The sequence below is a fragment of the Anaerostipes caccae L1-92 genome (assembly GCF_014467075.1).
Lineage (GTDB): Bacteria > Bacillota > Clostridia > Lachnospirales > Lachnospiraceae > Anaerostipes > Anaerostipes caccae.
Window position 1 is genome coordinate 2,211,671 of record NZ_AP023027.1, and the last position, 13,080, is coordinate 2,224,750.

At 45.5% G+C, this 13,080-nt stretch carries 13 protein-coding genes and 1 tRNA gene; 5 read left to right on the forward strand and 9 right to left on the reverse strand.

Annotation, left to right across the window (positions count from 1 at the left end; translation table 11 throughout):
* Positions 1-5: 5 nt before the first annotated feature.
* Genes ANCC_RS10820 through ruvA form a run of 4 tightly spaced genes read right to left on the reverse strand, consistent with a single transcriptional unit; the run spans position 6 to position 4,389 of the window.
* On the reverse strand, positions 6-2,381 hold the full coding sequence (locus tag ANCC_RS10820) for a U32 family peptidase (RefSeq protein WP_006565788.1): 2,376 nt from the start codon (positions 2,379-2,381) through the stop codon (positions 6-8).
* Positions 2,382-2,385: 4 nt separating this feature from the next.
* Entirely contained in the window at positions 2,386-2,772 is a 387-nt protein-coding gene (locus ANCC_RS10825) for a cell division protein ZapA (RefSeq protein WP_006565789.1), read from the reverse strand.
* Between the two features lie 12 nt (positions 2,773-2,784).
* Positions 2,785-3,783 (reverse strand): Holliday junction branch migration DNA helicase RuvB, encoded by a 999-nt coding sequence (ruvB, locus tag ANCC_RS10830; protein ID WP_006565790.1) that lies wholly within the window; start codon positions 3,781-3,783, stop codon positions 2,785-2,787.
* A gap of 9 nt (positions 3,784-3,792) precedes the next feature.
* Entirely contained in the window at positions 3,793-4,389 is a 597-nt protein-coding gene (gene ruvA / locus ANCC_RS10835; RefSeq protein ID WP_009290538.1) for a Holliday junction branch migration protein RuvA, read from the reverse strand.
* Positions 4,390-4,515: 126 nt separating this feature from the next.
* On the opposite strand from ruvA, the gene ANCC_RS10840 reads away from it, so the two are divergent.
* Genes ANCC_RS10840 through ANCC_RS10850 form a run of 3 tightly spaced genes read left to right on the forward strand, consistent with a single transcriptional unit; the run spans position 4,516 to position 6,488 of the window.
* A complete protein-coding gene (locus ANCC_RS10840) occupies positions 4,516-5,448 on the forward strand; it encodes a ribonuclease H-like domain-containing protein (RefSeq protein ID WP_006565792.1) in 933 nt (310 codons plus the stop codon).
* Between the two features lies 1 nt (position 5,449).
* A complete protein-coding gene (locus ANCC_RS10845) occupies positions 5,450-5,827 on the forward strand; it encodes a CidA/LrgA family protein (RefSeq protein ID WP_006565793.1) in 378 nt (125 codons plus the stop codon).
* Positions 5,808-6,488: an LrgB family protein gene (locus ANCC_RS10850; protein ID WP_006565794.1), complete on the forward strand. Its 681-nt coding sequence runs from the start codon at positions 5,808-5,810 to the stop codon at positions 6,486-6,488. The genes ANCC_RS10845 and ANCC_RS10850 overlap by 20 nt, the downstream gene beginning before the upstream one ends.
* A gap of 128 nt (positions 6,489-6,616) precedes the next feature.
* Here the strand turns inward: ANCC_RS10850 and ANCC_RS10855 are convergent, their stop codons facing one another.
* The gene (locus ANCC_RS10855; protein ID WP_006565795.1) at positions 6,617-7,339 is read right to left on the reverse strand and encodes a phosphatase; all 723 of its coding nucleotides are present in this window, start codon (positions 7,337-7,339) and stop codon (positions 6,617-6,619) included.
* 71 nt (positions 7,340-7,410) lie between these two features.
* Positions 7,411-9,231 (reverse strand): serine hydrolase domain-containing protein, encoded by a 1,821-nt coding sequence (locus ANCC_RS10860; RefSeq protein ID WP_006565796.1) that lies wholly within the window; start codon positions 9,229-9,231, stop codon positions 7,411-7,413.
* A gap of 189 nt (positions 9,232-9,420) precedes the next feature.
* Between ANCC_RS10860 and ANCC_RS10865 the strand changes: the two genes are divergently transcribed.
* Both ANCC_RS10865 and ANCC_RS10870 read left to right on the forward strand, forming a co-directional pair.
* Positions 9,421-9,492 (forward strand) — tRNA-Glu (locus ANCC_RS10865).
* A gap of 169 nt (positions 9,493-9,661) precedes the next feature.
* Complete coding sequence (locus tag ANCC_RS10870; protein ID WP_006565797.1) at positions 9,662-9,925, forward strand: AbrB/MazE/SpoVT family DNA-binding domain-containing protein; 264 nt, start codon at positions 9,662-9,664, stop codon at positions 9,923-9,925.
* Between the two features lie 35 nt (positions 9,926-9,960).
* Here the strand turns inward: ANCC_RS10870 and ANCC_RS10875 are convergent, their stop codons facing one another.
* The 3 genes from ANCC_RS10875 to ANCC_RS10885 all read right to left on the reverse strand — a co-directional run bounded on the left by ANCC_RS10875 (position 9,961) and on the right by ANCC_RS10885 (position 13,079).
* The gene (locus ANCC_RS10875; RefSeq protein WP_006565798.1) at positions 9,961-10,524 is read right to left on the reverse strand and encodes an SOS response-associated peptidase; all 564 of its coding nucleotides are present in this window, start codon (positions 10,522-10,524) and stop codon (positions 9,961-9,963) included.
* Positions 10,525-10,592: 68 nt separating this feature from the next.
* On the reverse strand, positions 10,593-11,579 hold the full coding sequence (locus ANCC_RS17670) for a hypothetical protein (RefSeq protein ID WP_233458299.1): 987 nt from the start codon (positions 11,577-11,579) through the stop codon (positions 10,593-10,595).
* 216 nt (positions 11,580-11,795) lie between these two features.
* Positions 11,796-13,079: an O-acetylhomoserine aminocarboxypropyltransferase/cysteine synthase family protein gene (locus ANCC_RS10885; protein WP_006565801.1), complete on the reverse strand. Its 1,284-nt coding sequence runs from the start codon at positions 13,077-13,079 to the stop codon at positions 11,796-11,798.
* Between the last annotated feature and the right edge of the window lies 1 nt (position 13,080).

Sequence of the window (13,080 nt, forward strand, 5' to 3'; positions counted from 1 at the left end):
ACCACCTATAATATTCCTCTCTTAAAGTGTCCTTTTGTAAAATTCGGGAATGGAAGCTCTGCCGGCTTTCCCTCAAGTATTTCACAGGAAGCCCTGTAGACTGCAGAAGCTTCCTCTCTTGTCTCTTTCGTGAAATGAAGGCGCAGATTCCCCGGGGCCAGCCTGCGGACTTTTCGGATCTCAGATCCAAGCCACAGAGGCTCTCCGTTATAGATTTCATTAAAACATCCTTTACATTGATTTTTGACATAAAAATCTTTTCCATACCGGTCTTTTAATGTCATCCAGGAGTTCTTCCGGTCACAGCCTGTGCTGTTTTTTCTCTGGCACTGCGCCGAAACCATGAGGGGCAGATGTCCGTAAAACAGAAAATCTGCATCTGTATACGACAGGTCCCTCAGTTCGTCAAAATTCAGTTCCGCAGGCATTGTCATGCGGATATCCTGTCCATATATCTGTTTCAGCGTCCGGTATGCCTCCCGGTTGTAACAATAGACCATATAATCGGCCAGTACATTCTTCCTGCATTGCTTTTCTCTGAGCCATATGAGTTCCTCTAAACTGCGGACGCAGATTTCATCCACATCCGGACCGGACAGCAGCTCCCAGGACTGTTCCAAGAACCGAAGCTCCGGTTCCCTCACAATCTGAGGCAGCATAACCGTGACCTGCTTTCCTGCCCTTCTGCACCGTGATAAAATCTCCGGTTCCTCCGCCGCTTCATAAAGAGACAGATAGATCTTCTCTGCTCTGTCCCATGTGAGGACTTCAGGAAGCAGCGACCGGTCTTCCAGTGAAACGGTTAAAGCGGGAGTTTCAATTCCATGTATCTCTGGTTTTACCTGCAAATCAGGAATTAAATATGCGGCTGGTTTCCTGCGGCTTTTTTTCAGGATCTCCTCTGTAAGTTTTTCAAAGGCATCTCTTCTCAGCTGCTTCAATGCCGCTACCGGGAGAAAGATATCTCCATGGATTTCTGCCTCAAGCTCTGTAAAGATAAAATCACTCTCTCCGGTTTTGGTTATCTGCTTTATGATATCCTCTTTGGAGAGGGGACGTTTCCTGGCCGGTTCTGCCAAGGCACCCGGGACCTCCACTTCCAGTTCTCCTGAAGTTATCAAAAGTTTAGCACACTTTCCAGGAGAAATTATAATTTTTCCCTTAATATTTTCTTTCGATTTCTTTTTCAGACTCTCTGCCGCCCTGTCCTTTAAGGACTGGTTCTTCGTCCGGAAGATACGCATGCCCGGTTTCAAATGTTTCAGCTTCTGTCCGTTTAAGCAGACTTTGTCCCCCTTTTTCCAGATATCCGGGCTGGTAAGCTCCACCTTTTCTCCTCTTTCCAGGGAAATCTCCAGCACATCTCCTTTTCCCAGATCCTCTGCTGCCTGAAACATAATATGCCGGCCCTGAACAGACTGGACTTTCCCAACGAAAATCCCCTGATGATTCGGCCTGTATAACGACATCATATCCCTGCCGTTATGCTTTTTATAGTAGCCGGACGTAAATCCGCCCCGGTTAAATAGTTCCAGCAGTTCCTTCTCATCTTCTTCATCTACCTGATACAGCTGTCCGCTTTCATACAGATCCACATATTTTCTGTAAATCCTCGTGACAGTTCCCACGTACTCCGGCTGTTTCATCCTGCCCTCGATCTTCAGTGAATCTACGCCGTGTCCGATCAGTTCAGGCAGTTCCCTGATTGTGCAGAGATCCTTTGGACTGAGCAGGTAATTCTGTCCTCTTTGGTTTAACTTTGTGCCGTTCTCATACAAATCAAAGGGCAGACGGCAGGTTCCGGCACAGCGTCCCCGGTTGCCGCTCCTGCCTCCCAGCAAGCTGCTCATCAGGCATTGTCCGGAATAACAATAACAAAGGGCTCCATGGACAAAACACTCCATATCCAGCCCTGTATCTTTTTTTATCTTTTGAATTTCTGTAAGCGAAAGCTCTCTGGCAGGGACGACTCTGCTTCCTCCAAGCTCTTTTACCAATCTCGCCCCATGGATGCCGGTCACGGTCATCTGCGTGCTGGCGTGGATCTCCATGCCGGGAAAGCAGCGGCGGATTACACTCACGGCTCCTAAGTCCTGAACAATGACCGCGTCCAGCCCCCTCTCATAATAAGGTTCTAAAAACCCTGCAAGTCCCGAAATCTCCTCCTGCTTCATCAGGGTATTGACTGCCAGATAAACCTTCCGGCCAAAAAGATGAGCATAATCTATAGCCCACAACAGCTGTTTCTGATCAAAATTATCTGCATAAGCTCTCGCCCCATAGCAGCTCCCGCCCAGATAGACGGCGTCCGCTCCGTTTAAGACGGCAGCCTTCAGGCTCTCGGGAGAGCCTGCGGGGGCCAGTACTTCTGTTGACTTCATATGATTACCGTTCCTTTTTTGCAACTGATGCCTCTTCCAGTACCCGAATCCTTTCCCGGTACTCTGTCAGCTGTTTTTCCAGTGATTCATTCTTGATCTGGAGTTCTACCAGTTCATTTTTCATACGGTACAATTCCGTATCCTGTAATTCCATGTCTTCCCGGCTTTTCTCCAGTGTATTTTTCATGCACATATATTCATCGGCCACACTCAGTGCCAGATGAAAACTCTGCATGTCCGGCGGCAGCTTCAGATAATGCTCCGAAGCTTTCAGGTCGCGGATCTTTGCGTTCAGATAAGATGCGATCTGGTGCATAAACTCTTCTGGTTCTTCTCCGCCAAGATAATATAATTTTCCGTCTATGACTACTTCTACGACGTTTTTCTTCATAAGTAAGCCCTCCTATTCCGGGATTGGCAGTCCAAAATGCTGATAGGCAGCGCCGGTGACAATTCGTCCTCTCGGCGTCCTCTGGATCAGTCCGTTTTGAATCAAATACGGCTCATAGACATCCTCGATGGTTCCGGAATCTTCACCTACGGCTGCAGCCAGTGTGTCGAGTCCTACCGGACTGCCGTGAAAGACCTCGATCATCGTCTTGAGCAGAGTCCGGTCAATCTGGTCGAGTCCCAGGGTATCTACCTCCAAATGGTTTAAGGCAGACATCGCCACTTCTTTTGTAATGACTCCATCGTACTTTACTTCCGCGAAATCTCTGACCCTCTTTAAAAGGCGGTTGGCCAGCCTCGGTGTCCCCCTGGATCTTCTGGCAATCTCCCTCGCTCCTTCTTCTTCAATCGGAATGCCTAGCACCGCCGCTGAATTAATGACAATGGTCATGAGTTCCTCTGTCTCATAAAAATTCAGCCGGTTGACGACACCAAAACGGTCTCTTAACGGAGCCGTCAGCATCCCTGCCCTGGTCGTGGCACCCACTAAAGTAAATTTCGGAAGTTCCAGCCGGATAGACCTGGCGGCCTGTCCTTTCCCCACCAGGATATCGATGGCGAAATCTTCCATGGCAGGGTACAACACTTCTTCCACCTGACGGTTCAGCCGGTGGATCTCGTCGATAAACAGCACGTCCCCTTCCTGGAGATTGTTAAGCAGCGCAGCTATTTCCCCGGGCTTTTCAATGGCAGGTCCGCTTGTGACCTTTAAGTGTACTTCCATCTCATTGGCGACGATGCCCGCCAGCGTAGTCTTTCCAAGTCCCGGCGGTCCGTAAAGAAGAACATGGTCCAGGGACTCGCCTCTGCTCTTTGCCGCCTCGATGAAAATTCTCAGATTCTGCTTTACCTTTTCCTGTCCGATGTAATCGTCCAGGTTCTGAGGTCTTAGATTATTTTCTATTGTAATGTCTTCTTCCACCAGTTCCGTGGAAATCATTCTATCCAACATAATGTTCCTCTATATCAGCTTTGTCAGCGCCTTTTTCAGTAACTGCTCAGGGCTGTACTCTGCTGCATTTTCTACTTTCTTAATGGCCATCATCGCTTCAGACCTGGAGTAGCCAAGGCTTACAAGCCCCTGTGCCGTAACAGCCACAGAATCTTCTGCCGGTAAATCTCCTGCAAAGTCCATCGGTTCAGCCTGCTCAAATTCTTCAAAGTCCAGTTTGTCTCTGAGTTCCAGAATCAGTTTCTTGGCTCCCTTCGGTCCAAGCCCCGGAGTCTTTGAAATCGTCTTGGAATCATCGCTCATCACCGCAATCTTTAATTCATAGACAGACAGGGTCGACAAAACGGATAGTCCCACCTTAGGACCGATGCCGCTGACTCCGATCAGAAGTTCAAACGCTTCCAGCTCCTCCTTTGTCCGGAATCCGAAAAGGCTTATATCGTCTTCCCTCACATGCATGTGGGTATAGATCCTGACTTCCTGTCCGATGCCTCCCGGAAACTCCTGTCCGGCCGGCATCATGATATCATATCCTATGCCGTTATTCTCTACCACCGCTCCCCCAGGCGTCATGGAAACTAAAATGCCCTTAATATATGAAATCACTCCATATCCTCCTTGCGACGTTTTGAAGTCATTATAACATAAATCTCACACCTGTGGTTAGGGATTGAAAAAAATTCATACAGGAACTATAATGAAGGACAGCAGTTTTGGAAAGGAGACGAGACGATGGAAACAAAAGAAAATCTTTTATATCTGGATATCGAGACTACGGGACTTTCACCGGAAACTTCTGCCCTCTCCGTCATCGGATGCTGTGAGAAAGGCCGGGAGCCCAGGCAGTGGTTTAATGAATCCGGATTGGAACAAAAACAAATCCTCACCTCATTTTTAAGCTGTGCGGATTCTTATGACGTCATCGTCACTTATAACGGTGGGACCTTTGATCTTCCCTTTTTGAAAAAAAAGTGTGAGGAGTTTGGTCTTCCATATTCCTTAGATAGCAAACGCTGCATTGATCTTTATAAAAATCTCCGTTCCTTCAGGCACCTCCTCCCATTAAAAAATCTCAAACAAAAATCAGTGGAAGAATTCCTGGGGATTCAAAGAACGGACCGCATATCGGGACGGCAGCTGATCAAAGTTTATCAGGACTACATAAAAACAAAGGATCCGGAATTAAAATCTATGATTTTGCAGCATAATAAAGAGGACATCTTATCTCTTTCCCGGATCCAGTCCCTGCTGATCTTTGAGCCTTTGGCCGGCGGCCATTTTTCAGTGGAAGAACACAGCCTGTCGGAACATACTTTTTCTGTCCGCCTTTCTCTCCCTTTCAATACTCCGGTGCCACTTTCTTTTAAGAAATCAGGACATCGGCTTGAGATCTCCGGGGCAGAAGCAAACCTTCAATGTCCCCTGATACACGGCCAGCTGAAGCACTACCATAAAAATATAAAGGATTACCGTTATCTTCCTCTGGAAGACATTGTAATCCCTGTATCCATGGCCGCCTTTGTAGACCGGTCTGCAGTTTTAAAGCCGGTTCCGGAAAACTGTTATACCAGGTTTTGTCCGGATGAGACTTTCTGCTCCAACCCCGGTGACCTCTTTCAGTACTGCAAAGATATCGTATATTACTTACTTAGAAAGGATAAATAACATGAGACACTTATTACAAATGAGCTTCCTTTTCTTCGTCTGTCTGGCCGGGGAAGGGCTGGCTAAGCTGCTTCCGTTTGCGTTTCCGGGAAGTATCATGAGCATGTTCCTGCTCCTGCTCCTTCTGCTCTCAAAAATTGTAAAAGAGCATCAGATCCAGGATATCTGCGATTTCCTTCTCCATCACATGGCCTTTTTCTTTCTCCCCGCCGGAATCGGCATTATGGAAAAATACCAGCTGTTACAGGGCCGGATCATACCGTTTCTCCTGATCTGCCTGGTCACAACCGTCCTCACATTTTTTACTACTTCGTTATCTATGAGGCTCATCTTCGCCCTGCAAAAGAAAGGAAATGACTATGAAAGAACTGACTGCTAATCCAATGTTTCCAATCGCGCTTTCTCTCTGTGTCTATGAAGGATTCCGTATCCTGCAGAGAAAAACAAAAGTTTCTGCGCTGAATCCTCTTCTGCTCTCCATTGCATTCATCATTTTGTTTTTGAAGATATTTTCCATACCTCTTGAGGATTATAACAGCGGAGGTGCTGTCATCTCCATGTTCCTGGCTCCGGCCACCGCATCATTAGCTCTCTCCATCTACCGGGAATTTGATCTGCTGAAGAAGCACTGGCTGCCAATCCTCGTGAGCTGTTTTGTAGGTTCTGTGACATCTATGTTGAGTGTCTGTGTCCTCTGCCGTCTCTTTGGTTTCAATGAACATCTGACGGCCTCCCTGATTCCAAAATCCGTCACAACCCCGATCGCCATAGAAATCAGCAGTCAGCTTTCCGGCATTCCGTCCATCACGGTGGCTGCAGTTGTTATCACCGGAATTCTAGGAGCCGTGATCAGCCCTCTGCTGATCAAAATGTTTAAAGTCAAAGATCCTGCTGCCGCCGGTGTCTCCATCGGAACATGCAGCCATGCCGTCGGAACTTCCAAAGCAGTGGAACTGGGTGAAATCGAAGGAGCCATGAGCGGCATCTCCATAGGGATTTCCGGTATCATAACGGTCATTCTGGCATTAATACTTTTCTAAGAACAAAGTTGTCAAATGATTTCCTTACGCATCTGTGTACAACCCGCAGAGCGTTTTTATTCCATGGGACGAACTTTCTTATGAAATAAAAAACCCTGCGCAAAAAAAATTTACGCAGGGTTTTCTTCTTAGTTTCTTTTATTGCTCAGAGCTTCTTTAAACGCCTTAACAGAGCGGTTCACCACCAGTTCTTCCGGAAAATCAACTTCTGAAAGCAGGGCTTTTGCTTCATTCAGGTCACCTACCGCATATGGAGTATGCGCATCGCTGTTGACAATCACAGGAACATTATGCTTCCTGCACAGATCCAGCATCACAAAATAGTTTTCTCTGGCATTGACCCGGAAGCTTTCGGGGCAAAGGGAACTGTTGTTGACCTCTAACAGTGTTTTTGTCTCTTTTGCACCCAAAACCAGTGCTTCATAATTGATCGGAATCCTGCCGTCGTCGGGATGGCTTATGATATCCACCAGAGGATGCTTCATAGCTCCTAAGTATGCGGCAGTATTCTGTTCCTCATCTCCTATTTTATAACAAAGTTCATGGATTCCCGCAATTCTGATATCTAAAAATTCCTTCATCAATTCATTATCAAGGCTGAGTCTTCCGTTATAATCGATAATATTGATTTCTGACCCAAACATCATCTCGATGCCGTACAGCTGCCTCGGCAGTACTCTTAAGTTTTTAAAATAAATGTCTGTACAGGTTCCCGGAATCCCTTTGGCATGTTCCGTGATCCCAAACAGTTCAAAACCGCTCTCCGCTGCAGCAGCCGCCATCTCGCTGACGGTTCCAAATGCATGTCCGCTGGCAATCGTGTGAGAATGCACGTCTAATTTAAACTCCATAAATCTTACTCCTTCTTTTCAGTCAGTCTGATTCTTTCCCTCTTAAAAATTACACATTATGTTTTATCATACTATAAAGTAAAAGAAATTGGAACCTCTCTAAGGAATCTCTCTCCTGCCTCATGGTCTTCTTCTCCCAATACTTTAGGGCAGACCGTCTGATCCATCAGAAGATCCATCAGACCGATTGTGTCCTTTTCCATCAGACTGTCTAAGAGAAAACTGCTGGTCCCACCGGTCATTACGGAATCAAGTCCGGTCATAAGAAGGTCTTTTCCCGGACACTCATTCCACAGCATTTCTATGTTTTCACCGATAAAGCGGATCTTAAGCAGACGAGACGACGCCTCCTCGATAAAGGAAATTTTCAGTTTCAGCACGGTATATCCGTCCTCATCAAAAGCTGCCTGTCCTTTTACAGCTACCAAATAAGACTCTCCGTGCATATCCATCTCCGTGATCCTGGCTTCCTTCCACCCCACTTCCAGACAATAAGGTTTTTCTCCTTCCCGGAAACAAAAATAAAATTTACGGTCTTTTGTAAAAAAACCTGCCTCGCTGATTCCGTCCGTATAGTTGTTGTGAAACACCTGCATGATCAATGGAAAAAGTCCTACATGCTGCTTTTTCAGCTTAAAAAACCTGCCTTTAACTCCAAGAATCAGTTTTCTTCTCTTATAGGATTCACTTCCGTTCCAGAGAATTTTTTTCAGCCCGCGGTAAGAGACCGCCGGAAATCTGGTATCATAGAGTCCTGTCCTATTCTGAAATTTTAAGAGTTTATCATAAGCCCGCCGGTTTTTCTTTAACTTTTCCCCGGGAGTGAACCCGCCTTCAAAATATTTGGCCACTGTGTCTAGGAGCAGGGATGTGTGGAATAGTTCATTGCTTCCCGCATTGGTGACAATGACCATATCCAAATCAGGATATACCATGACATTCTGTCCCAGCATGCCGTTAAAGGCATAGCTCCCCGGACGGCCTGCCATCCACATTTGATAGCCGTAGCCATACTCCCCGAACTGCTTCGGGGTTTCCACATGACATGTGGACGCCTCATCAATCCATCTCCGTGGTATAAGCTGCCGCCCATTCCATACTCCTTTTTGAAGACAAAGCTGTCCGATCTTTGCCGCATCTTCCGGACAGAGAAATAACCCCCATCCTCCTTTCGTGATGCCTTTGGGACAGCTCTCCCAAAAGATCCTGGTTATGCCGAGGGGTTCAAACAGCCTGGGCTTCAAATACTCCATCAGAGATTGTCCGGTTATTTCCGTCACAATAGCGGACAGCATATAGGTGTTCATACTGTTATATTCAAATTCCAAGCCCGCCGGGCCGTTTACCGGCGAATCCAGAAAGCCCTGTACCCAGTCATTACAGGCCACGGCACCTTTTTCGTTGAATGCCACCCGGCTGGTCATGGTCAGCAGATGTTCCACTGTAAGATTCCTCTGCTGAAATCCTCTGATAGAAAATACACTTTTGTCGAAGATCCCCAGAATCTTATCATCAAGCCTTAAACCGCCTTCTTCGATCAGCATGCCAATCGCCATTCCGGTGATGCTCTTGCACAGGGAATGGGTAATATGCCAGAGATTTTCCGGATACGGCGCGTAATGACATTCCCCGATTACATATCCATGTCTTAATATCATCACCTGATGAATATCCACTTTAGAAAGACTCAAGAGGTCTTCCATCAATCCCCTGACCTGATCCGAATCGATCCCCTGCTCCTCAGGCACCGACCTGGGCAGCTTCTGTCCTGACTCAGGCATACTGTAAAATGACGGCTTCTGCGGAATAAAATTTACTTTGCTTATATGTTCTGTGTTTCCTCTTACTAAATTAAAAACCAGTTCCAGCATTGCCTGCTGTTCTTTTAACATCGCACTGCACCCTCTTCTATACTGTCTGTTCTTCTTTTGCTTTCTGTATAATATAGCACAAATTTAAAAATGGAAAAAGCACCTTAGCATTACGATTCTTCTATGTTTGAAAAAATATACAAAGAATTTTAAATTTTGTCTTTACTTTTTCTAAAAAACCTATATAATAGATAAAGGTGACAGCAAAACGGCCCCATGGTCAAGAGGTTAAGACGCGACCCTCTCAAGGTCGAATCACGAGTTCAATTCTCGTTGGGGTCATACAGCCGGAACATCGTATTTATGCGGTGTTTCGGTTTTTTTGATTTATGAAGTTTCAATAATTTATTGCTGTATTTCCGCCCTTTGTCCTGCTTGTATTATTTTCCATTGGAAATATTTCGTAGATATTTTATAATAAAAGCACCAAAATACATAGGAGGAGTCGTAAATGAAATGTACAGGTGTTGTGAGAAAACTCGATGAATTGGGGCGTATTACCTTACCAATCGAACTGAGGAGAAATTTAGGTGTGGGAGATAAAGATCCCCTGGAGATTTTTGTAGATGAGGATACAATTCTGCTTAAGAAGTATCAGCCGGCAGACATCTTTACCGGGGAGATGGAGGATCTCATTGATTACAAAGGAAAGAAAGTATCCAGGGAATCAGTTCTGAAGTTAGCCGAGAAAGCTGGTCTTAAGATCTCAGAATAAAGTTTATCCCAGGACAAACAGTGTCCTGGGATTTTCTAATTTTTTGCTTCCGCTGCTACATGGGATAAGCTCTCAGGTTCGATATGCAGCAGATGTTCAAACGTCTCATTACCGAACCAATCCTCGATGTGTCTTTCTTCAATTATCATGGGCATCCGTTCATGTATCCCCCTGACCGATCGGTTTGCTTGGGTTGTCAATATGACAAATCTGCTGCTGTCTTGATCCGGTTTGTAAAAGCCGGCCATAAATATGACCGGAGATGTCTCTTTAAAAAAAGCAATTTTATTTTTCTCCCTGTCCCATTCATAAAATCCTGCCGCCGGAATAAGGCATCGGCGCTCCAACAGGCTTTTTCTGAACATTTTCCGCTCCAAAGCGGTCTCAGACCGTGCATTGATCATCAGCCCCTTTTTGTCAAAGCGGGAAAATCCCCAGCTGAAAAGTTCTTCTGCATACTCTTCTCCCTGTTTAAAGATAACCGGCGCCTTTTGTGACGGAAAGATTTCTCTTCTGCCTGCCAGGCTCAGATCGATCATTTTTACAAGATTTTCTGCCTTACGTATAGATTGTTCATCAATAAAAAAACGTCCGCACATTGATATTTACCCCCATAAGTTCAATATCCCCAACTGCATAATATCTGATACCTGTTATTATTTTTTTATCAGACACAAAAATGCAGCACTGTCATCCTCGTAAAAGTATTGGAAACAGTGCCGCGGCTGCCCGATCCGTTATCTGCATAGAGATAAATCGTATCACCTGCAAGAACCTTAATAACCAGTGGAGAAAAATGAATTACATTGTAGCTGTTACCTGACATCCGATTTTGAGAATAACCGCTGTCCACTGCATTTCGATACACTCTTATTGTGATTGTATCCCCATCATTAAAGTTACTGTTACAGCGGACTTGTGCAGAAACAATGATATAACCGTCTTTCAGACAGCGGATTCCCTGATTATAAAAATCTAAATTTCCATATCTGTCTGCGCCTCTTGTTAAATTCAGCTTGGATGCCGTCTGCGTCAATATCTTATCAGCTTCAAGACATGCCGTAGCAAAAGATACAAGATTAGCAACCCTTTCTGCCTGGATCTCTATATCAGTACAGTCTGCTTTTTGATCTAATACAGAATCTACATTACTTAAAGTTTCAGTAATTTTATTGATTTCTGCTGTATGTATCCTATAAGCTTCAATATTCACAAGACCATTCGGATCCAATAATATTTCAACTGGAGTTGTATCCGAAATCTGAAAACAAAAATCCCATGACAGAGAAAATCCGGGACTTTCTAACGCTGAAGGAATATATTTCTCATGAGATGCCTGAGCAAGACAGAATAAAATTTCTCCTTCATCCGGATCTTCGGCATAGAATCCAACCTGCCACAAATTATAGCTTTGCTGCAGTCCTAAATTTTCAAGCATCACCGGAATAATTAATTTTTCCCCTTCTATTCTTACAGGCTGCAAATTAATCTCATATCCCCCTTCTGTAACATTTGTTTGTTGGCGAAGATTCACTTCCGGGACCTTGCCCGCCCCTGTTACCGCTCTGTTAATTTGCAATGTCTGCCCCTGCAAAAGTTTTAACTGTAATGCTCTCCCCTTATCTGTCAATACTGTATTTGCCCAAATATCCATATAATCTCCTTTATAATAAAACTTATTACTTTGTCCAAAGAAAGCATATCATATCTATTTTGGGCAATGCGGGCAAATAAATTTATGTCTCTTTGATGTGTTCTTTCGATTACTTTTAGATGCTGTATGCCTTTCTGTCTCTCAGAAATTAAACATATAAATAATGCCCGGAAAATTCCTTTCAGAAAGTTCCGGGCACTATAATATATTTCGTATTTATTTCACCTGGCTCAGCGCCTGGTCAAGGTCTGCGATGATATCCTCAGCATTTTCGATTCCCACGCTGAAACGGATCAGGTCCGGCTGTACTCCCGCCTCCAAAAGTTCCTGGTCATTCATCTGACGGTGGGTATGACTGGCAGGATGCAGCACACAGCTTCTGGAATCTGCCACATGTGTTACGATGGCTACCAGCTTTAAGCTGTCCATCATCTGGATGGATGCCTCACGGCCGCCTTTCAGGCCAAACGTAATAACTCCGCAGGCTCCGTTTGGCATATATTTCTGTGCTCTCTCATAAGCCTCATCACCTTCCAGCATCGGACAGTGTACCCATGCGACTTTATCGTTGTCCCTGAGCCATGCAGCAACAGCCTTTGCATTCTCACAGTGCCTTGCCACTCTTAAGTGCAGAGTCTCCAGACCGATGTTCAAGTAAAATGCGTTCTGAGGCGACTGGATAGAACCCAGATCCCGCATCAGCTGGACCGTTGCCTTTGTAATATAGGCTCCTTTACCAAACTTTTCTGTATAAACCACGCCATGGTACGTTTCATCCGGCTGGGTAAGGCATGCAAACTTATCACCCTGTGCATCCCAGTCAAAGTTTCCGCTGTCGACGATGGCTCCTCCCACACATACTGCATGGCCGTCCATATACTTTGTTGTGGAATGGGTAACGATATCGGCACCCCACTCAAACGGGCGGCAGTTGATCGGTGTCGCAAATGTATTGTCAACAATCAGTGGAACTCCGTGTCCGTGAGCCGCTTTTGCAAACTTTTCAAAATCAAGAACGACTAAAGAAGGATTTGAGATCGTCTCTCCGAACACGGCCTTTGTATTGTCTCTGAACGCCGCATTTAAATCTTCTTCGCTGACCTCCGGATCTACAAACGTTGCTTCCACACCCATCTTCCTTAAGGTATGTGCAAACAGATTATAGGTCCCCCCATACAGAGCCGTTGTACAGATGATATGATCTCCCGCTTCCGCGATGTTCATGATGGCATAAAAGTTGGCCGCCTGTCCGGAAGAAGTGAGCATTGCCGCCACTCCGCCTTCCAGATCACAGATCTTTGCCGCCACCGCGTCGTTGGTAGGATTCTGGAGTCTCGTATAGAAATATCCCGCATCCTCCAGGTCAAAAAGGCGTCCCATCTGGTCACTTGTGTCATATTTAAATGTAGTGCTCTGATAGACCGGCACCACCCTCGGTTCCCCTTTTTTCGGCTCCCATCCGGATTGGATACATTTTGTCTCAATTTTGTAATCGCTCATG

Excerpts from the sequence above, each read along its gene's own strand:
- ANCC_RS10820 (WP_006565788.1), bottom strand. The coding sequence starts at position 2,381 with ATGAAGTCAACAGAAGTACTGGCCCCCGCAGGCTCTCCCGAGAGCCTG.
- ANCC_RS10825 (WP_006565789.1), bottom strand. The coding sequence starts at position 2,772 with ATGAAGAAAAACGTCGTAGAAGTAGTCATAGACGGAAAATTATATTAT.
- ruvB (WP_006565790.1), bottom strand. The coding sequence starts at position 3,783 with ATGTTGGATAGAATGATTTCCACGGAACTGGTGGAAGAAGACATTACA.
- ANCC_RS10840 (WP_006565792.1), top strand. The coding sequence starts at position 4,516 with ATGGAAACAAAAGAAAATCTTTTATATCTGGATATCGAGACTACGGGA.
- ANCC_RS10845 (WP_006565793.1), top strand. The coding sequence starts at position 5,450 with ATGAGACACTTATTACAAATGAGCTTCCTTTTCTTCGTCTGTCTGGCC.
- ANCC_RS10850 (WP_006565794.1), top strand. The coding sequence starts at position 5,808 with ATGAAAGAACTGACTGCTAATCCAATGTTTCCAATCGCGCTTTCTCTC.
- ANCC_RS10855 (WP_006565795.1), bottom strand. The coding sequence starts at position 7,339 with ATGGAGTTTAAATTAGACGTGCATTCTCACACGATTGCCAGCGGACAT.
- ANCC_RS10860 (WP_006565796.1), bottom strand. The coding sequence starts at position 9,231 with ATGTTAAAAGAACAGCAGGCAATGCTGGAACTGGTTTTTAATTTAGTA.
- ANCC_RS10870 (WP_006565797.1), top strand. The coding sequence starts at position 9,662 with ATGAAATGTACAGGTGTTGTGAGAAAACTCGATGAATTGGGGCGTATT.
- ANCC_RS10875 (WP_006565798.1), bottom strand. The coding sequence starts at position 10,524 with ATGTGCGGACGTTTTTTTATTGATGAACAATCTATACGTAAGGCAGAA.
- ANCC_RS17670 (WP_233458299.1), bottom strand. The coding sequence starts at position 11,579 with ATGGATATTTGGGCAAATACAGTATTGACAGATAAGGGGAGAGCATTA.
- ANCC_RS10885 (WP_006565801.1), bottom strand. The coding sequence starts at position 13,079 with ATGAGCGATTACAAAATTGAGACAAAATGTATCCAATCCGGATGGGAG.